Raw genomic sequence first — 19,222 nt, forward strand, 5'->3', positions numbered from 1 at the left:
GATTTCTATTAACCTAAATAATCAATATCTAACAATTGTTCAAGAGTATAAGGACATTCTGCGGGAAAATCAACTTTAAACTTAGTTTTTATCTGCACATATTTCAAAGCCCGATTATAAATATTATCCATCTCATTAGCTAGATAATTACGTAAATTCGTTGTTAATCTATCCTCAAGTTGATAACGGAAACCTAAAATTTCCGACTGCCAATGATAATAATTTCTTTCAGATTCCTCTGTCCAAAATTGTAGTAATAAAAGATGTCTAATCACTTGTTCTAATAGACTTTTAACTGCATTTTTCTTTTCACTTCCCAAGTCTTCCAACTCCTCAATTAAATTCTCTAAATCCACCTCATCAAAACGACCTTGTTTCAATAAATCAATAGTTGCTAATAACCATAAATAATCATCTGTTTCATAGAGTTGCTGTAAATTAGTCAAAACATTCATATTTTTACCTCCTAACTTCTTTAATTGTTTCTTTAACTCAATTAGGTAAATAATCAATATCTAACAATTGTTCCAGCGAATAAGGACATTCTGCGGGAAAATTAACTTTAAATTTAGTTTTGATCTGCACATATTTCAAAGCATCAGCATAAAGATTTAGCATTTCTTTAGCTAAATGATTACGCAAATTACCAGTTAAACGTCGTTTAAGTTGGTTTCTAAAACTGACGATTTCAGCTTGCCAATGATAACGATTTGTTTCATTTTCTTCTATCCAATATTGCAATAATAATAAATGTCTAATAACTTGTTCTAAAAGACTTTCAACCGCATTTTTCTTTTCACTTCCCAAATCTTCCAACTCCTCAATTAAATTCTCTAAATCCACCTCATTAAAACGACCTTGTTTCAATAAATTAATAGTTTCTAATAACCATAAATAATCATCTGTTTCATAGAGTTGCTGTAAATTAGTCAAAACATTCATATTTTTACCTCCTAATTTATTTATTTAATTATTTCTCTAACTCAGTTACAGCGATTTCCAATCATATAAGGTACATCTTAGCCCCCTCATCGCACCTCCCTCAATCCCCCCGCAGCGGGGGGAAGAAAAGGATAAGCTTTTGATACTGGAGGGGGTTGGGGGTGGAGTTCTTGTTCCGGGTTTGATGACAATTTGCTGTAGGTAAATAATCAATATCTAACAATTGTTCCAGCGAATAAGGACATTGTTCTTTCTCTGACTCTAAAATAACACACATATAAATAAAGATCCCCGACTTCTTAGAGAAGTCGGGGATCTGATTCGATCTGATTCTACCAATTACGAACAACTTAAAAACTCTTTGACTATTGCTAAATAAGTTTCTGAGTCTTCCAACATCGGAAAATGCGCCGTATTGGGAATAATATTTAATTGAACCTTATCACTTAAAGCCGCCGCCGTTTTCCCCAATTTAGCTGGAATAATAATGTCATGTTCCCCAGCAATCAGCAAAGTTGGTATAGTTAATTTTGCAAATTCTTCCGGCATTGTTTCCGCTTGTTCCTTACTCACAGAAGTATAGATAGTCCCTAAAGCCGCTTCATAATGGGCATTAACAAAATCTTCTAAAAAAGCCTGACTTTCCGCTTTAGGAATAGGACGATGTAAAAATCTAGCCATAAACATTTTATCAGCCAAAGGAATTTTACTTAACCACTGCGGGCGGAATTTCACCACATAACCACCAAATTTATGAAAAGCAGAAAAAGCTTTTTCATCATATTCAAAAATACCGCTACAAGTTAAAATTCCCTTGGCAACTTTTTCGGGATAACGATTAAAAAATAAAGTCGCAATAGAAGCACCCATAGAATGGGCATTAACATAAACACGATCAAGATTTAACTCATTTAATAAAACCGCCAAATCTTCTGCGTATTCTGTTAATTCATAACTTAAATTCCCGTTATTTTGGGGTTGACATTGAGAACGACCAAAACCCCGTAAATCATATAATAAACAATCAAAATTATCTAATAAAGCCTCAGCCGTACTTTGCCAATATCTCGCTGAACCAGCCCAACCATGCAAAAAAACCATCACCGGTTTCATAACATTTGATGGTTTTTTCATCCACTCGTAATAATGGTCTACACCCCGAACATTTATATAAGTCATTGTCACAATTAAAAACTAAGAATTAAAAATTAAAAAATCAAGAGTCAAGAGTCAAAATCCAAATGACTAATGACTAGTGACTAATGACTTTTAAGCCGACTCTGGTTTAGGTAAAGAAGAAGGATGTACTATCAGTTCAGCAGTAGAACGTTTTTCCACCATTTCCTTAGTAATTGTACAGCGAGTCACATCCTTGCGAGAGGGTAACTCATACATTACATCCAGCATCAACTCTTCCACAATACCGCGTAAAGCCCGCGCTCCAGTTTTGCGCCGATAAGCCTCTTGAGCGATCGCCTTTAACGCCTCTGGTTTAAAATCCAACTGGACATTATCCATATTCAGCAGTTTTTGGTACTGTTTCACCAAAGCACTCTGTGGTTCAGTCAGAATTGCCATCAGCGCATCCTCATCCAAAGGATCAACCACAGCCACCATGGGAATCCGACCAATAAACTCAGGAATCATGCCAAATTTCACCAAATCATCTGGTTGCAGATGACGTAAGGTATCAGCAGCCCGTTTTTCCTTAGTTTGCACATCACCTGGTTGCACAAAGCCAATTGACTTTTTCCCAACTCTCTGATCTACAACTTTTTCTAAACCGACAAAAGCGCCACCACAGACAAACAAAATATTGCTCGTATCAATTTGGATACAATCTTGATATGGGTGCTTACGTCCGCCCTGGGGTGGAACATTAGCAATAGTCCCCTCCAACATTTTCAATAAAGCTTGCTGTACCCCTTCCCCAGAAACATCTCTGGTAATTGAGGGATTTTCACTCTTCCGGGCGATTTTATCAATTTCATCAATGTAGATAATACCCCGTTGAGCCTCCTCCACATCCAAATCTGCCACCTGCAACAGACGCAACAGGATATTTTCCACATCCTCACCCACATACCCAGCTTCCGTCAGGGTTGTAGCATCAGCAACAGCAAAGGGAACATCCAGGATTTTCGCCAGAGTTTGCGCCAATAGAGTCTTACCGCAACCAGTTGGTCCAATCAGTAAAATATTGGACTTTTGTAGTTCGATGGCATCATCTGTCCCAGCCTTGGCATTAACCTTAGACTGAAGAATAGCCAATCGCTTATAATGGTTGTAAACAGCCACAGATAGCACCTTTTTGGCTTCATCTTGGCCGATAACGTGTTCGTCTAAATAATTTTTAATCTCTCTCGGTTTAGGGATTTGATTAAACGAGATATTAGACGAACTGGTACGACGTTTTTCAGTTGGTTCTGACTTTTGCGCCGGTTGTGATGCAGCCGCAGCACTAGTATCCAACAATTCCTCATCGAGGATTTCATTACACAAGTCAACGCACTCATCGCAGATGTAGACTCCCGGACCTGCGATTAATTTACGTACCTGCTCTTGAGACTTGCCACAAAATGAACATTTTAAATGGGAGTCGTACTTAGACATATCAGCCTCTTATTTCAGAATGACGACGATTTACCCTGCTGTGGGAAGATTTTGTCTAGAAATGACCTGATCGATCAAACCATAATTCTTCGCCTCTTCTGCTGACATGAAAAAGTCGCGCTCGGTATCAGCCTCAATTCTCTCCAAGGGTTGACCAGTATGCTTGGCCATTAGTTGATTTAATTCGCCCTTAATGTAAAGAATTTCTCGCGCTTGAATTTCAATGTCAATAGCTTGTCCTTGAGCGCCACCCAGGGGTTGGTGAATCATAATCCGGGAGTCAGGTAAAGACATCCGCTTTCCAGCAGTTCCAGATGTTAATAAAAAAGCCCCCATGCTCGCTGCCAGACCAAAACAGATAGTCACAACATCGGGACGTATTTGTTGAATTGTATCATAGATTGCCATACCCGCGTAGACAGAGCCACCCGGAGAATTAATGTACAATTGAATATCCTTTTCCGCATCTTCAGAATCGAGGAAAAGCAATTGGGCAACAATGGAATTAGCTACAACATCATCTATGGGTGTTCCCAAAAAAATAATCCGCTCGCGCAGTAGGCGGGAGTAGATATCAAATGCCCTTTCTCCCATCCCAGACTGTTCTACCACCATTGGCACGATATTACTAGGGCTGCTAGAACTGCCACTAGTACCAATAGGACTCAAGCTGGTGATTGGGTAATTTCCCGACTGCGATACAAGCATACTAGAATATTTAAAAATAAATGGCATGAAATTGTGAACTGTTAACTATTATGCCCTATGTGGCAGAATTCAGGAGGTGGGAGTAAGAGGTGGGGAGTTGGGGGAGTGGGGGAGTGGGGGAGGTAGGGGGAGTTGGGGGAGTGGGGGGAGTGGGGGGAGTGGGGGAGGTAGGGGGAGTTGGGGGAGTGGGGGAGGTAGGGGGAGTTGGGGGAGTGGGGGAGTTGGGGGGGTGAGGGGAGTAGGGGAGGTAGGGGGAGTTGGGGGAGTTGGGGAGTTGGGGGTAGATATTTCCTAACTACCAATTACCAATTACCAATTACCAATTACCCATTACCAATTACCCATTACCAATTACCCGTTACCAATTACCCATTACCCATTACTCAGGATTACTGGTTTCTGCTTCCTGAAGTGCTTCAGTGCTTTCGGCTGGTTCCGCCGCACTTAGAGAACCTTCCGCTACTAGTTCCACAGATGAACGTTCTAGCAACCAATCAAGGATTTTTTTGGTTAGAAGTTCTTCTTTAACCACTCCACGCAATCTATTTTCATCCAAATCTTGATCAGGATATTCTGCCATCAATAGGGCGACTCTAGCTTGCACTTCTACCGTTGCCACTTCAATAGATTCACGTTTGCCAATTTCTTGTAAAGATAGCGTCCGTTTGAGACGTTCTATAGCTTCAGGCTTGGATCTATCACGTAATTGGGGAATAATTTCTTGGGTGAATAGCTTTTTGACATCTATTCCTTGCTCGGACAACTTCATTGCCGTCTGTGACAGCATAGCATCAATTTCTTGATCAATCAGTGTTGTCGGCAAATCTATTTCGACATGGTTGAGTAGTTCTTTGACTAACGCTTCTTGCTGATTTTCTTTGGTTTTATCTGCGGCTTCTTTTTGATACCGTTCTTCTAAGGATGCCCGCAATTCTTCTAAGGTCTCGAAGTCGCTGACTGATTGGGCAAAATCGTCGTCCAATTCGGGTAGTTCTTTGGTTTTAATTTCTTTGAGGGTAATAGTAAACAAAGCTACTTTACCAGATAACTCTTCGTTACCATAAGGATCTGGGAATTGAGCAGATACTTCTTTGGTTTCTCCAGGGTTCATGCCCACTATACCCAAGACAAAACCGGGAATAAACTTATCTTCTTGTAACTCAACTTGAAAATCAGTTCCTTCTCCACCGGGAATTGGTTTGGGTTCACTGTCAGGATCATCCCCTTCAGTTTTGGCAATTACACCCTTAAAGTCAATCACTGCCATATCACCAATTTGGGCAGCACGTCCTTCTACAGGAACTAAAGTTGCTGATTTTTCTCTTTGCGCTTCAATAACTGTATCTACTTGGGTAGGATCATACTTGATTTCCTCCGCTTTAACTTCTAAACCAGTGTATTGGTTTAACTTGACTTCTGGGAAGACATCCACAGAAGCGGTAAAGGTCAGGGGTTTTCCTGGTTCATAATTGACAATTAAATCATCAAAGGAAGAACTTAGTTGGGGCTGACCAAGAGCGCTAATTGCTTCTTGTTTAATTGCTTGGTCAATGCCTTCTTGCAGCATTTCTTCTAGGGCGGTTGCTTTGACGCGAAGATTACCAATACGTTGTATTAATATTTGCCGGGGGACTTTGCCTTTGCGAAACCCAGGAATATTTGCGGTATTAGTTAATTTTCTAATAGCTTGCTCGTATTTTTGTTTGGTAATTTCCGGTGTAATTTCTATTTGTAAACCAATTTGACTGGCGGGAAGTTTTTCCTGGGTAACTTTCATGCGTTGTTTCTATTTTTCTGGTATTTTAATCTGCTATCTAAATACTAGACAAGTCTAGACATTTACTTCTACGGGGTATAGGATCGGTTATCCCGACCTAAGTTCACTCGCTGTTGACGAAACACGATCATATTCTGAATAGATATCATTCAGACACAAATGCGTGTGAATGTCTTTCAGCAGAGATCCATTTTACTGCAAAAAGTAAAGGACTGAACACTTTATGATATTCTTTCAACATAGCAGCCCTAGTTCCGGTAACATAACTTTACAGGCAGGGCTTCTAGCAAATACCCAAATGTTAATTGCCCTTGGTTTTCTTTTTTGCAGTTTGCTGTATAATGGGATATTATACGATAATGTAGTGTCAGTAACTCAGCCCTAAAGGGAATGAGCTTGTAAGAAATTGCAAACTGTACTGACCAGTCTAAGTCTTCACTGACTACGTTTTTTGAGTCACGACACCCCGGAATGCGAAGCTAGTTCCCTGCTCTGTCATTTGCAATTAAACAGTTTTAAAGTCACTGAAACAGTGTTGCAAGTCTAAAAAGCTCTTAAAACATTGACGAGGCTAACATCACCCCGAAAGGGAGGCTCTTCGGAGCAAAACATTATGCGTACAGAGTTGGGAAATTTGAATCGGTAATTGTCCCGTTGAAAGTACATCACAAGAGTACCCCGAATTTGCCAACTCCAAGGCGGTAATGAGAAAATATTTAAGGGGGTTAAAACCGCACGAGTCGCTTCCCTCTCAGGTTTGAAGACACTGAGTTTCCCGCTTACTGAGTATTCTTATGACAATTTGATTTGCTATGACTTCCATAGCTGTAGAGTGCGATATAAATTAATTTTAACTGCAATATACAGCACTTCCTGGTGTTATGAGGTACAAGAACCCCACCCCCAACCCCCTCCCCGCAAGCGATGAGGGGGCTAGGATGTAACTCATAAGAGCGGAGACCGCTGTAAGCAACAAAGTCTCAAATCTCTCAATAGTCATCAAAAATTGGGATATAATCACGAGAATATGCAAATTTTACTATTGAAAATCTGCTGTTGACAGGAACAACAGAAACATTTGATTTTTTAAGTTGTCCTAAAAAAAGTGCTAGTTACCTCTTAAAGGAGGAGTCGAGTTTGTCTAAGTCCTATCGTGTAGCTATTTTGGGAGCAACTGGTGCTGTAGGTACTGAGTTGCTGGAATTACTAGAAAGTCGAAATTTTCCCTTGGCTGAATTAAAATTGTTGGCATCGCCACGCAGTGCGGGAAAAACACTCAGATTCAAGGGGGAAGAGATCCAAATTGAGGCGGTGAGCGATCGCAGTTTGGCAAGCCTAGATATAGTCTTAGCTAGTGCTGGGGGCAGCATCTCCAAAACTTGGGCGAGTGTAGCGGTAGAAAAAGGAGCAGTGGTAATTGATAATTCCAGTGCCTTTCGCATGAACCCGGATGTCCCTTTGGTAGTTCCAGAGGTAAATCCCCAAGCCGCATTCACTCACCAAGGAATTATTGCCAATCCCAACTGTACGACAATTCTCATGTCCTTGGCAGTTTGGCCATTACATCAAGTTAAACCAGTGAAAAGGATTGTCGCTGCTACCTATCAATCAGCTAGTGGGGCTGGCGCGAAGGCAATGGAGGAAGTAAAAATCCAAAGTAACGCTATACTACAAGGAAAGCAACCAGTAGCGGAGATTTTACCTTACCCATTGGCATTTAATTTATTTACCCATAATTCTCCCATGACAACTTGGGGATATTGTGAGGAAGAAATGAAAATGGTGAACGAAACCCGCAAGATCTTTGGTAATCAAGAAATCAGGATTACCGCGACCTGTGTACGGGTTCCCGTACTCCGCGCCCATTCTGAAGCCATTAATCTAGAATTTGAAACACCTTTTGATCCAGATGAGGCTAGAGAAATTTTAAGAACATCCCCTGGGGTGAAATTAGTAGAAGATTGGCAAGCAAATTATTTTCCGATGCCTATAGATGCTAGTGGTAAAGATGAGGTTTTGGTGGGAAGAATTCGCCAGGATATTTCTCATGCTTGTGGTTTAGACTTGTGGCTATGCGGCGACCAAATCCGTAAAGGTGCAGCTTTAAATGCAGTGCAAATTGCTGAATTATTAGTAGAAAAAATTTACTAAAATTGACTACAGTATAAGTTTAAATTCAGTCATCTGTCATGAATCATTAGATAATCAACAACTGACAACTAACAAATTAGGAGAGAAAAGAGTGTGGGAGATTTTGGAACAATTGTAACTGCTATGATTACGCCGTTTAAGACAGACGGTAGTATTAATTATGATGTAGTTGCCAAACTAGCAGATTATCTAGTTAACAACGGTACAGATGCAATAGTAGTATGTGGAACAACAGGCGAATCTCCAACCCTGACTTGGGACGAAGAATATCAATTATTTGTTGAGGTATTGCAAACTGTATCCGGTAAAGCTAAAGTAATTGCTGGTTCTGGTTCTAATGACACCAAAGAAGCGATCGCCGCCACCCAAAAAGCAGCTAAAATAGGAGTACATGGTTCTTTACAAGTAGTTCCCTATTACAACAAACCGCCACAGGCTGGATTATACAAACACTTTCAGGCAATAGCCCAGTCCTGTCCTGACCTGCCAATGATGTTGTATAACATTCCTGGGCGCACGGGACAAAACCTCAGTTCCGAAACAGTGGTAAGATTAGCGGAAATTGATAACATTGTCGCCATTAAAGAAGCCAGTGGTAACTTAGATCAAGTGAGTGAAATCCGTCGCTTGACACCCAAAGAATTTCAGATTTACGCTGGAGATGATTCTTTAACTTTACCAATGTTAGCCATAGGATCTCAAGGGATAGTCAGTGTAGCTTCTCATTTAGTGGGTAATCACATCCAAAAAATGATTCAAGCATGGAAAGCGGGAAATACTCAACTTGCTACTGACATTCATTTGCAATTGTTTCCATTGTTTAAAGCTCTATTTTTAACTACAAATCCCATTCCTGTCAAAGAAGCACTCAAACTGCAAGGTTGGGAAGTAGGTTCAACTCGTCTACCCTTATATGAAGCTGATACGGATGTATCGAAAAAATTAGAGTCAGTAATGCAAAAGCTGAATTTAATCTCAGCCCCAATAGGTGAGTGATTTATAAATAATGTGTACAAATGGTGACTAGATTATCGTCTTAACACTTGTGCTACAACTGAACAATATAAAAATTATTCAGTTTGATGTCAACGAAATCAAATAGGACTTTATAGAAGCTGAATTTAAACAGAAAATTTGGTCTTTTCTTTCATACAAGAAACCGAACTATCAACTGATTCACAACTAACAAAATCTCCAGGAGAAAATGTCTAAAAACGAATCTAATCTCGCTCTGAAAATCATTCCTTTGGGCGGGTTACACGAAATAGGTAAAAATACTTGCGTTTTTGAGTATGAGGACGAAATTATCCTGTTAGATGCAGGATTAGCCTTTCCCACAGAAGCCATGCACGGGGTAAATATTGTATTGCCAGATACAACTTATCTACGAGAAAATCGCCACAAGATTAAGGGCATGATCGTTACTCATGGTCACGAAGACCATATCGGGGGAATTGCCTTTCACTTGAAGCAATTTGATATTCCGGTGATTCATGGACCTAGACTAGCAATGGCAATGCTAGAGGGTAAACTAGAAGAAGCAGGGGTACGCGATCGCACAGAACTAAGAACAGTCCTCCCCCGTGATGTGGTGAGAATTGGTAAACATTTCTTTGTCGAATATATCCGTAACACCCATTCCATTGCTGATAGCTTTACCGTTGCTATTCATACACCATTGGGCGTAGTTATCCACACAGGAGATTTTAAAATTGATCATACTCCTGTAGATGGTGAAAAGTTCGATTTACAACGTCTGGCAGAACATGGTGAAAAAGGCGTACTTTGCCTACTGAGTGATTCTACCAATGCAGAATTGCCAGGATTTACACCTTCCGAACGGGCTGTTTTTCCTAACCTTGACCGAGAATTTTCTCACGCTACTGGACGTTTATTTGTCACCACCTTTTCTTCTAGCGTCCATCGCATCAACATGATTTTGCAACTAGCAAGAAAACATAATCGTGTGGTGACAATCGTTGGGCGTTCCATGCTGAATTTAATCGCCCATGCTCGGAATTTAGGTTATATCAAGTGTGAAGATAGCCTATTTCAACCATTGCATACGGTTCGGGGTATGCCAGATGAGAGAGTGCTGATTTTAACCACTGGCTCTCAGGGTGAAACAATGGCGGCGATGACAAGAATTGCCAATAAAGAACATCCCCATATCAAAATTCGCCAAGGAGATACGGTTCTCTTCTCCGCTAACCCCATTCCTGGTAACACAATTGCTGTGGTGAACACCATTGATAAATTGATGATTCAGGGGGCAAAAGTGGTCTATGGACGGGATAAAGGGATTCACGTTTCTGGCCACGGCTGTCAAGAAGAACAAAAGCTGATGATTGCTTTAACTCGTCCTAAGTTCTTTGTGCCATTTCACGGTGAACATCGGATGTTGGTGAAGCATTCGGAAACTGCTCAAAGTATGGGGATTCCAGCAGAAAATATGGTGATTATCCAAAATGGGGATGTCATCGAGTTAACGGAAGATTCTATCCGTGTTGCTGGAAAAGTCCCAGCGGGGATTGAATTGGTGGATACTTCTAGTTCTGGTATGGTGAGTTCTAAGGTGTTGCAAGAACGCCAACGCATGGCTTCTGAAGGGACTGTGACTATTGCTGCTGCTATTGATTGGAGTGGTAAGCTAATGGCAAAAACGGAAATTCATATGCAGGGTGTTGTGACAAGCATCGAGCGATCGCTCTTACAAAAATGGGTACAACAACGCATTGAAGAAATTCTCAGCGTTCGCTGGACAGAGTTTTCTCCCGTAGAAGGACAACCCGCTGATACAGATTGGGGTGGATTGCAGGAAACCTTAGAGCGTGAGTTGGCGCGTTCTATGCGGAGAGAGTTGCAATGTCAACCTTCTTTGACGTTGTTGATGCAAGTTCCTGAAGAACCTGCTGTGAAGGTTTCTGATGGTAGAAGACGACGTACTCGTTCTACTGCGGTGGCTTCTTAATAGTTAGCTCACGCAGAGGCGCAGAGGCGCAAAGGTGTTATTCAGCATCTTTGCGTCTTTTTTGAGAGTTAAGTAGGTGAACACAATAAGTAATTGGACAAAAATATTTACAGTCATTGCGAGCGAAGGGAAGCAATCACAACCCTGGCGATTGGGCGTTGCTGATTAAGGGTATGAATTTTAGTCTCACGCAAAGGCGCAATCACGCTTCGTGATCTCGAAGAGTAGACGCACTGAGGTTTGAGTTTTAAAGGTTCAATTTGGGAATTTCATACCTCAATTCAGCAACGCCGGCGATTGCTTCATTTTACTTCGTTCCATTCCCAATGACATTGTGTAATTAATTCTGTCTCACTACTTAAAACCAAACTGTGTAAAGGAACGTAAAATCGCCCAAACCTTCTTCACTCTTGCCTCTTGCCTTGCCATAAGGACAATTTTCAACACCAACCTACTTAACAAGACAGTCAATCAATGCTATGGGATTATAAACGCCAAAATATACCGTCGGCTTTTAATATATTGCCACTTTTTAAATTATGATAAAGGGGCGTTAATGCTACCAATGTAAATCCTTTTTCTAATAAAAAATTAACCATATTCATAAATAATAATTCACCTTGATAATGCTCCTTAAAAGATAGCTCTAATTGAAGTCCTGATATATATTCAAGTGAGTTTATTGCACCTGCTAAAACATCTTTTTCGTAACCTTCTGTATCAATTTTTAGAAAAACTTTATCTCCCGGTTGATAATATTCGTTAAAAAGTGAATCAAATTTATGTATCTTAATTTTCTCTTGGACTGTAGATACTGAATTAGGATACATTTGACTGAGAAATGGAGTTGGTTTCAAAAGCGAACTGAATACAGAACTTTTAGAAATGTTAATTACAGCCTCTCCATCGTAATTGCCAAGTCCACAGTTTAAAACTTTCCACTTAGTATAACTACGGGCATTTTTTTCTAGCTTAGTAAAAACTGATGAAATCGGTTCAAATGATATGATTTGACCTGTATAGCCTAGTGATATTTGCCGTTCAGCATACTGACCTACATTAGCACCAACATCAAAAACTTTATTGATTCCGTATGACATAAAGGCTAGATCAGCTATTGGATGCCTGACAAGGTCATAGTTATATTTATGAAACATCCGTCTGATATTGTATCTAAACTTATGCCAATTCATTGTACGAATCTCCATTATTGTGACGAAATTGAACTTAGGGACTTCCAACTAAAAAAATACCCAAAAATTTCTTGTGGTGCGGGACGAATTGCCCGCTAATCATCAAGGACGGGCAAGGATGCCCATCCCACGAAATTGGGTAATTTATTTTTTGGTGTTCCCTTAAGTAGTGAGACAGAATTAATTACACAATGTCATGGCGTTAGCGCAGCGTGGCGTTAGCCATATGGAACGAAGTGAAATGAAGCAATTCCAAGGGTTGTGATTGCTTCCCTTCCCTCGCAATGACTGTAAATATTTTTGTCCAATTACTTATACGGAATACAAATATTGATGTTCTATTCTATCATCTGACAGTAACAAATCTATCTTTTTTAATTTTATCTGGCGAAAAATAGGGGCGGGCATCCCCAAATTAATGCTGTAGGAGTTGAAGCCACAAGAGGAACGCGGTAGTGTTGGGAGCTTCGCATCTAAAGACGCGGAGAGGGTCAAATTCCTTAGAACTTAGCTTGTTTTTGCAAGACCTGTTCTAGACTTAAATTAAATTGAGATTTACCCTCAAAAACAGTGCCGACTTTACCTTTGTTAAAATGGATCTTATTTAATTTGTAAGCGTGATCTGTTAAGGGTACATCCCCAATAGCACTGACAAACTCAGGTGCTTTATCCATGTATAATTCTAAAAATTCTCTCATATCTGGTTTTTGCCGAAGAGATTTATAGCTGACATATATAAACAGTGGACGAGAAAGTGGTCGGTATTTTCCCCATTTCACACTTGTCCGCGAAGGCATCACTGCACCAGTACCGCTATCTACAGATAGGGCTTTCAATGTATCTTTGCTAGAGTTGTAATAGCTGTAGGGAATGAAAGCTAAGGCGTTGATATCACTGCTAACTTTGCTCTCTATGATTTTGTAATTTTTATCAGCTTTATAGTCCTTACGAATAGTCCCTTCTTGTCCTACGGCAATTTCTGTAAAATAGTCAAAAGTGCCTGAATCTTTATCAGGACCAAAAAGGTTTAAGGGTTTATTCGGCCAAGTGGAACGAATCTGATTCCATGTAGTAATTTTACCTTCGGCTGATGGTTCCCAGATTTTTTTGAGTTCTGCCAAAGTTATATCCTGCGCCCAATTATTTTCAGAGTTAACTACTATTGTTATTGCATCAAAACCAATGGGTAATTCAAGGAATGTCACGTTATTTTGAGTACATTTCTTTATTTCGTGAGTATGAATTGGTCGAGAAGCATTGTTAATATCTGTCTCTCCCAAACAAAACTTTTTAAACCCGCTACTAGTACCTGAAGAATTAAGTTCAATTGCTTTTACTGAAGGTGATTTACCATTATTTTTCTGGAAGTTATAATCATTGCTGACTTCTTGGGTAATAGGGTAAACAGTGTCTGAACCATCAATTTTAATAGCTGCTGTTGTCTCATTTGGTTGGGACGGTTGACATGATGATACCAGTGCGGAGAGTCCTACAAGGAAAGTTAGAGAAAATATTGGTTGTAAAAGATTTTTGGTGACAATTTTCATGGCGCTGGTTTTGGTAGATGCTAATTTTACTAAGAGGGTGTTTGAAAAGTCATGATTGGTGTATCAAATGTTCTACCCCTCCCTAACCCTCCCCTTGTGAAGGGGAGGGAACTGGTTTTTCTTTTTTCCCCCTTCATAAGGGGAAAGGGGGGTAAAAATATGATGAAAATTACGGAATAAAACTTTTAAAACATTCTCCAATGGGATAACGTTGTTTCGTTGTTTCCAAGTTACAAGTAATTGGACAAAAATATTTACAGTCATTGCGAGGGAAGGGAAGCAATCACAACCCTGGCGATTGCTTGATTTCACTTCGTTTCATATGGCTAACGCCACGCTGCGCTAACGCAATGACATTGTGTAATTAATTCTGTCTCACTACTTATCTTATCAGATCAGTAATTCAGTATGTGCGAATTTAACGAAGTTAAGTAAATTTCGTTAATAACAATTTTGGAAGTGATAGCATAACTGGGTTGTAGGCTTATGTAAAAAAATAACTAACCTTTTTAAACATCCCCTAAAGAAGTATGATTCGTTTTTGAATAATAATCACATTCCCAAATAAAAGCAACAGCAAAAACAGCCAATTTCAGAAAAAATTCTTTAAAATGGTATAAAGTTGAAGCACGCAAAAACTAAGATCAATGTCAATCCATCTAAAGATAGATATCAAAGTACCGATATTGACTGGAGTTTAGATACTAAGTAGGTTGGCGTTGAAAATTGTCGTTATGGCAAGGCAAAAGACAATACTTCGACTTCGCTCAGTAACCAGGCAAGAGGCAAGAGTGAAGAGGGTTTGGGCGATTTTACGTTTCTTTACACAGTTTGGTTTTATTGTGTTCACCTACTTAGTAAGTAATTATAAAAGTGTTATTCTTTAATTTACTGTCTCTGTAGCAAGAATACGCAAAAGTTCTAGGGAATGGGATTTAAGCCTAAAGATAGAGTTAGACTTAAAGTGAGGGGTGTAAAAGTTAGGTATATGGTGTCATTGAGAAAGCAAAGAAGGTACCAGAGCCGAAAGTGATAACTATCAATAAGCTTAGAGGACTACGGTTACATCTCAGTAGTGATGTCGGTGCTTTGTGGAAAAAGCCGACATAGGATAGGTTGGCGTTAATCACCATCATACTTAACAAAAATACAATACAAAAATACGATGATGTTGGCATCTATGGAATACCACGCTTCCTGCAAATTCAGGACACCCAAAGCTATCAACACAGCAGCACCGACTAAGGCAATAGTGGTACGGTTTATCCATAGGTACGGGATGTAACTGAGAGCTAAACCTGGTTAGGTTAAAGATAATGCGCTGTAAATGGCAAATTTAGCAAAAATTACTGTCTAAAGTTTGCTGTTTGAGAGTATTTTTCCTGATCCTATTTATTGATAATTATTGCTATAATAAGTTTTGTTGCAGTTAACAGAAATCACACCCAAAGGCAGATGTCTTCACTAAAATTTTAACTGTGCCAAGTTGCTAATGAAATTGAATGAACGCAGTATTGCTTTTTGGGAAATTATGGTCAGAGTGACTTATTAACATAATAAATTCAACCATAGGAAGCAGTTAATTAGACTTTTTACAGAATTTCTGTAATAATCCTGTTTTTCGGTTTAGGTTCTTGTCATATTACATATTCATCAATGAGGTGAATACCCTCACAACAAAAGAGGAATTACCATGAATGTATCTAAAAATACTAACAAAAACATTTTTCTAGCAAGTTGGATTTCTCTACATCCAGTAGACGCTAGTGAAGCTAATATGACTCCGTTACACCATGTTGCAGCCCAGCCGGCTTGGGACTTTTTACGTCCTTTGCGTAATTGGTTGGATAATATTCAGGTGCGCGATCGCCTATTAGCTCATCGTCTCTGTAAATACATTCCGGCTCAGTGTCCATTTGAGCGTGATGTCAAAGTATTTGGTAAAACACTGTTTCATATTCCGCCAATGTGTAAACTTAATCCTTTATACGAAGAAGTAGTAGGTTTGCGATTTAAAGCAATGTGCTATCTAGCTGATACCTGTGGCGAAGACATTTCTCAGTATTGCTAATGGGTAATGGGTAATGGGTAATGGGTAATAGTTTGACCAATGACCAATGACCAATGACAACTGACTAATTCTTTTGCTGTTGCCACTTTTGGATAGCATCCTGAGCATCTTCGTAGGCAATTGTTACTTGTGGAACTAATGCGGCGGTGGCGACAGCAGCTTGAAAATCTCCTTGAGTGGCACGGATTTTGGCTAAATCTAAAATTTTCTCACTCCATTCATTAATTAATGTTTGGGCAATTTCAAATCCAGGTTGTCCTTTTTGGATTTTTTTAGCAACTTCGATGGCGCGATTATAGGTTGATGCTTGTTCAGGAATAATTAAATTTTTAGCTGCATCTAAGAGAGTTTTATTACTTACGTATTGCTTGGCTTCTAGTTGCCATTTTTGAATGACTGTTTGAGATTGGGAATAAAGCGGATCTTTTGTGGTGATTAACTTGGCAATTGTGATGGCGGCTGGATATTTTTTTTGTTGAGCTTGTGCCTGTGCTAATGCCAAAATCATTTGGCACCAGACCTGAATATTTTCCTGGGATTTGGCGTATAGTGGTGCATCCGGGGGAATTCTCTGGGCTTTAGCGATCGCAATGCTTAAATGATTCGGTTGTGTGGGGACAAGCAACATTTTTTCTAGCTCTAAAATCGCTTGATTGCGTTTTTTAGAGTCTGTATTGGCACTAATTTGGGCCTTACTAGGATTTTGAGAAGTTTTAAATATTTGGGGAAATTGCAGTTTGCTAGTCTGATTACTAGATACTGTTTTTGAGAAATTTTTAAACCGAAAACTCTCGTGATTACGGAGTAAAAATGTAGCGATTAGCCCTACTATCACCATAGTACCACCACCCCAGATGATAAATTGTTGCCAAATTGGTGGTTCAGATCGCAGGGAAGTATAGGTATTGGCTGTGGTAAGAGCGGGAATAAATCTGCCACTGGGCGGGGATTGTGGGGAAGTTGTTAAGGTGTGATTGTTGCTAACAAGTGACTTTGATATGAGTGGGGGGACTAAATTTGCCTCGGTTGTTGTGGGGCTTAAAGTGGTCTCGACTGAGGCATTTTCTGTCCACCAAGCCCTGTTTATGCTGCTAAAGGTGCTATTTTCTATGGGGGGTGCGGTGCGGGTGATAGCAAAACTTTCGGCTGGGAAAATTAGTGCTTCTGAGTTTTCATCTAGTGTCAACGTGGGTAAAATAGCTGGCTCTGGAGAGGGAATGACAGTCATGGGGTTTTGGACTGGTCGCCAGTGGTGTTGACAAAGTTTGGGGGTAAGATAACTTACATAGGCAGCTAAATCAGCAAAGTTGTATCCTTGTCCAGAACCTAAAGCTTCTAATAATGCTGCTGTGAAAAAACCATGACCTAATTCCGTGCTTTCATGGGCAAATTCCTCGGGTTGACAGGAAATAATTGCGCCCATTTGTAGTTCTTGGGCTAATTCGATAATTTCTTGTCCTACGGGGGCATCTGCTTGAGTCCCAAAAGCGCGGTTAATATCCAAGATGAGTAAGATGTTGAGTCCGCTAACCTGTAGACTCTGCATGAGCGATCGCACTTCTATACCAGTTTCGGGAACTTGATCGGGATTGCCGGCGACTGGCATTAAATAATCTTGTTCTTTGTGGTTAACCCCATAGCCGCTAAAGAACAACCATAGGTAGTCCCCTGGCTGCCAAAGTGTGGCTGCTAATTCTTCTAGCAACAAGAGGATATTTTCTTTTGTTGGATAGGAGGATTGTTCTCCTATGGGGGGCGAGGTATTTGTCATTAACAGGCATTTTTCGGGGAGAAACCCTGCTTGTGTTACCAAAAAATCCTTAATTGCCTCAGCATCGGCTTGAGCGCAACTGAGAGGTTGAAAGAATTGATATTGATCAATGCCGATGGCGATCGCCCAGTAATTTACCATCCCGCTATGAGTCAGTTGTTTGTTTGTTGTTTGCTGAAAATTGCCGTTAGCACGGAGTGTTAAGCACAAAGCTAACTTATTTCTTATATAGCAGGAGTCACCGAGTCACCGAGTAAAACCCTCTTGTAGACAGCGGTTCATTGCCAATTAATGTCCTTTTGCACCTTGTCCGTTGCTATAGTTTAATGAATTTTCACCTATTGCTGAAATTAGGTGGATACAACATAAATAATCGTAAAATACTCGCACTCGATTTCCATGACCTGTCATTTAGGAGATAGAAGATTATGTTCAGGATTGATGCAATACAATCATTTTCAGTGATCCCCTTTTCAATTATTAGCCAAGTTGGCAAAAAAATCCAGATTATTCATAGTGGAGTCTGGCTGTTATTAGCAGTTCCTTTATGGTTAACGACAGAAGCGATCGCTCCGCAGACTGTCCAAGCTTACACAGCTAGAGTAGATTTGCTGATAGACCGTTTACCAGAGGAAAGCTACGAAACCGTGCTACGAAGGGCAGAATTTACCGCTAGAGCCGCAACTCAACGGAGCTTTGACCAAGATATTTTGGTGACAGAAGTATCTGTTATTATTTCAGCACAAAATCGGGGAGCGATCGCACCAATCTTATCATTAGAAGTCAGTCGCCCTCAATGGCAAAAACTGCCAGATCCCCAAAATTGGACAACTTATTTTAAAACAGCCCGCTTATTACTGTTAATTGATCAGTAGAGTGACATACTCCCGTACCGCTTTTGCCCAAGTCACTCGATTTTGGATTGACTCCACGTGTAGAGTTGGAAAATTTGGGATTTGGGATTTAAGACTTTTCCGTTCTCAAGGAACGGGAACCCATGCCAACTTGTTTAATCTAAAATCTAAACTCTAAAATCCAAAATTCCCGGTCAAAAGTCAATTAATCGCTTACAATAGGAAGGTTGTCAAGAATCACGATATACCGCTGTCATGGCTGTTCCTAAGAAGAAAACATCAAAATCTAAACGAGATAAACGCCGCGCCACCTGGAGACACAAAGCTGCTGTTGAAGCGCAAAAAGCTATCTCCCTTGGTAAATCCATTTTAAGTGGTCGTTCTAACTTCGTCTATCCAGCAATTGAGGCAGAAGAAACAGAAGAATCTTAGAGAAAAATTCAGTAGTCTCCAATTCAGGAGTTAGAATAAATTTATACTCGTGACGGCTGAGATTTGAATTTTTACAAGATTACTGAAAACCCCAATGCGTAAGGGTTTAGCAGTGCTTAATGGTGTCAACTTAACGTAAAACCTCTATCCCGCAAAGAACTCAAGTCATCTCATTCCCAGTCTCTGACTGGG

The 19,222-nt window shown here is 40.0% G+C and carries 15 protein-coding genes; 6 read left to right on the forward strand and 9 right to left on the reverse strand.

Features of this window, described 5'->3' with window-relative positions:
• Window positions 1–8: 8 nt before the first annotated feature.
• The 6 genes from NG743_RS03435 to tig form a co-directional block, all read right to left on the reverse strand.
• A complete protein-coding gene (locus NG743_RS03435; RefSeq protein WP_027404854.1) occupies window positions 9–455 on the reverse strand; it encodes a DUF29 domain-containing protein in 447 nt (148 codons plus the stop codon).
• A gap of 37 nt (window positions 456–492) precedes the next feature.
• Window positions 493–942: a DUF29 domain-containing protein gene (locus tag NG743_RS03440; protein WP_027404853.1), complete on the reverse strand. Its 450-nt coding sequence runs from the start codon at window positions 940–942 to the stop codon at window positions 493–495.
• Window positions 943–1,281: 339 nt separating this feature from the next.
• Complete coding sequence (locus tag NG743_RS03445; RefSeq protein WP_257121524.1) at window positions 1,282–2,121, reverse strand: alpha/beta fold hydrolase; 840 nt, start codon at window positions 2,119–2,121, stop codon at window positions 1,282–1,284.
• Window positions 2,122–2,211: 90 nt separating this feature from the next.
• Entirely contained in the window at window positions 2,212–3,555 is a 1,344-nt protein-coding gene (clpX, locus tag NG743_RS03450; RefSeq protein WP_027404851.1) for an ATP-dependent protease ATP-binding subunit ClpX, read from the reverse strand.
• Between the two features lie 30 nt (window positions 3,556–3,585).
• Window positions 3,586–4,263 carry an ATP-dependent Clp endopeptidase proteolytic subunit ClpP gene (gene clpP / locus NG743_RS03455; RefSeq protein WP_027404850.1) on the reverse strand — a complete coding sequence of 226 codons (678 nt, stop codon included), beginning with the start codon at window positions 4,261–4,263 and terminating at the stop codon, window positions 3,586–3,588.
• A 379-nt stretch (window positions 4,264–4,642) separates the two neighbouring features.
• Window positions 4,643–6,040, reverse strand: coding sequence for a trigger factor (tig, locus tag NG743_RS03465; RefSeq protein ID WP_027404848.1), 1,398 nt, complete (start codon window positions 6,038–6,040; stop codon window positions 4,643–4,645).
• Window positions 6,041–7,177: 1,137 nt separating this feature from the next.
• Between tig and NG743_RS03470 the strand changes: the two genes are divergently transcribed.
• The 3 genes from NG743_RS03470 to NG743_RS03480 all read left to right on the forward strand — a co-directional run bounded on the left by NG743_RS03470 (window position 7,178) and on the right by NG743_RS03480 (window position 11,162).
• Window positions 7,178–8,191, forward strand: coding sequence for an aspartate-semialdehyde dehydrogenase (locus tag NG743_RS03470; RefSeq protein WP_193964408.1), 1,014 nt, complete (start codon window positions 7,178–7,180; stop codon window positions 8,189–8,191).
• A 93-nt stretch (window positions 8,192–8,284) separates the two neighbouring features.
• Window positions 8,285–9,187, forward strand: coding sequence for a 4-hydroxy-tetrahydrodipicolinate synthase (gene dapA / locus NG743_RS03475; protein ID WP_027404846.1), 903 nt, complete (start codon window positions 8,285–8,287; stop codon window positions 9,185–9,187).
• Between the two features lie 208 nt (window positions 9,188–9,395).
• Complete coding sequence (locus NG743_RS03480) at window positions 9,396–11,162, forward strand: ribonuclease J (protein ID WP_027404845.1); 1,767 nt, start codon at window positions 9,396–9,398, stop codon at window positions 11,160–11,162.
• Window positions 11,163–11,647: 485 nt separating this feature from the next.
• On the opposite strand, the gene NG743_RS03485 is transcribed toward NG743_RS03480, so the two are convergent.
• On the reverse strand, window positions 11,648–12,262 hold the full coding sequence (locus NG743_RS03485; RefSeq protein ID WP_051424460.1) for an FkbM family methyltransferase: 615 nt from the start codon (window positions 12,260–12,262) through the stop codon (window positions 11,648–11,650).
• A gap of 593 nt (window positions 12,263–12,855) precedes the next feature.
• Entirely contained in the window at window positions 12,856–13,902 is a 1,047-nt protein-coding gene (locus NG743_RS03490; protein WP_257121525.1) for a PstS family phosphate ABC transporter substrate-binding protein, read from the reverse strand.
• A gap of 1,693 nt (window positions 13,903–15,595) precedes the next feature.
• Between NG743_RS03490 and NG743_RS03495 the strand changes: the two genes are divergently transcribed.
• Window positions 15,596–15,973: a Mo-dependent nitrogenase C-terminal domain-containing protein gene (locus tag NG743_RS03495; RefSeq protein WP_027404841.1), complete on the forward strand. Its 378-nt coding sequence runs from the start codon at window positions 15,596–15,598 to the stop codon at window positions 15,971–15,973.
• Between the two features lie 64 nt (window positions 15,974–16,037).
• Here NG743_RS03495 and NG743_RS03500 read toward each other — a convergent pair whose 3' ends face one another.
• A complete protein-coding gene (locus tag NG743_RS03500) occupies window positions 16,038–17,885 on the reverse strand; it encodes a caspase family protein (protein ID WP_257122115.1) in 1,848 nt (615 codons plus the stop codon).
• 287 nt (window positions 17,886–18,172) lie between these two features.
• Between NG743_RS03500 and NG743_RS03505 the strand changes: the two genes are divergently transcribed.
• Both NG743_RS03505 and rpmF read left to right on the forward strand, forming a co-directional pair.
• Window positions 18,173–18,619 (forward strand): hypothetical protein, encoded by a 447-nt coding sequence (locus tag NG743_RS03505; RefSeq protein WP_027404839.1) that lies wholly within the window; start codon window positions 18,173–18,175, stop codon window positions 18,617–18,619.
• 234 nt (window positions 18,620–18,853) lie between these two features.
• Window positions 18,854–19,030, forward strand: coding sequence for a 50S ribosomal protein L32 (rpmF, locus tag NG743_RS03510; protein WP_027404838.1), 177 nt, complete (start codon window positions 18,854–18,856; stop codon window positions 19,028–19,030).
• Window positions 19,031–19,222 lie beyond the last annotated feature (192 nt).

Origin of the sequence: Dolichospermum heterosporum TAC447 (assembly GCF_024584745.1) — a bacterium.
Classification (GTDB): Bacteria; Cyanobacteriota; Cyanobacteriia; order Cyanobacteriales; family Nostocaceae; genus Dolichospermum; species Dolichospermum heterosporum.

Bases quoted from the DNA above. Each gene is read 5' to 3' on its own strand.
- NG743_RS03435 (WP_027404854.1), bottom strand. From the start codon at position 455: ATGAATGTTTTGACTAATTTACAGCAACTCTATGAAACAGATGATTAT.
- NG743_RS03440 (WP_027404853.1), bottom strand. From the start codon at position 942: ATGAATGTTTTGACTAATTTACAGCAACTCTATGAAACAGATGATTAT.
- NG743_RS03445 (WP_257121524.1), bottom strand. From the start codon at position 2,121: ATGACTTATATAAATGTTCGGGGTGTAGACCATTATTACGAGTGGATG.
- clpX (WP_027404851.1), bottom strand. From the start codon at position 3,555: ATGTCTAAGTACGACTCCCATTTAAAATGTTCATTTTGTGGCAAGTCT.
- clpP (WP_027404850.1), bottom strand. From the start codon at position 4,263: ATGCTTGTATCGCAGTCGGGAAATTACCCAATCACCAGCTTGAGTCCT.
- tig (WP_027404848.1), bottom strand. From the start codon at position 6,040: ATGAAAGTTACCCAGGAAAAACTTCCCGCCAGTCAAATTGGTTTACAA.
- NG743_RS03480 (WP_027404845.1), top strand. From the start codon at position 9,396: ATGTCTAAAAACGAATCTAATCTCGCTCTGAAAATCATTCCTTTGGGC.
- NG743_RS03485 (WP_051424460.1), bottom strand. From the start codon at position 12,262: ATGTCATACGGAATCAATAAAGTTTTTGATGTTGGTGCTAATGTAGGT.
- NG743_RS03490 (WP_257121525.1), bottom strand. From the start codon at position 13,902: ATGAAAATTGTCACCAAAAATCTTTTACAACCAATATTTTCTCTAACT.
- NG743_RS03495 (WP_027404841.1), top strand. From the start codon at position 15,596: ATGAATGTATCTAAAAATACTAACAAAAACATTTTTCTAGCAAGTTGG.
- NG743_RS03500 (WP_257122115.1), bottom strand. From the start codon at position 17,885: ATGGTAAATTACTGGGCGATCGCCATCGGCATTGATCAATATCAATTC.
- NG743_RS03505 (WP_027404839.1), top strand. From the start codon at position 18,173: ATGTTCAGGATTGATGCAATACAATCATTTTCAGTGATCCCCTTTTCA.
- rpmF (WP_027404838.1), top strand. From the start codon at position 18,854: ATGGCTGTTCCTAAGAAGAAAACATCAAAATCTAAACGAGATAAACGC.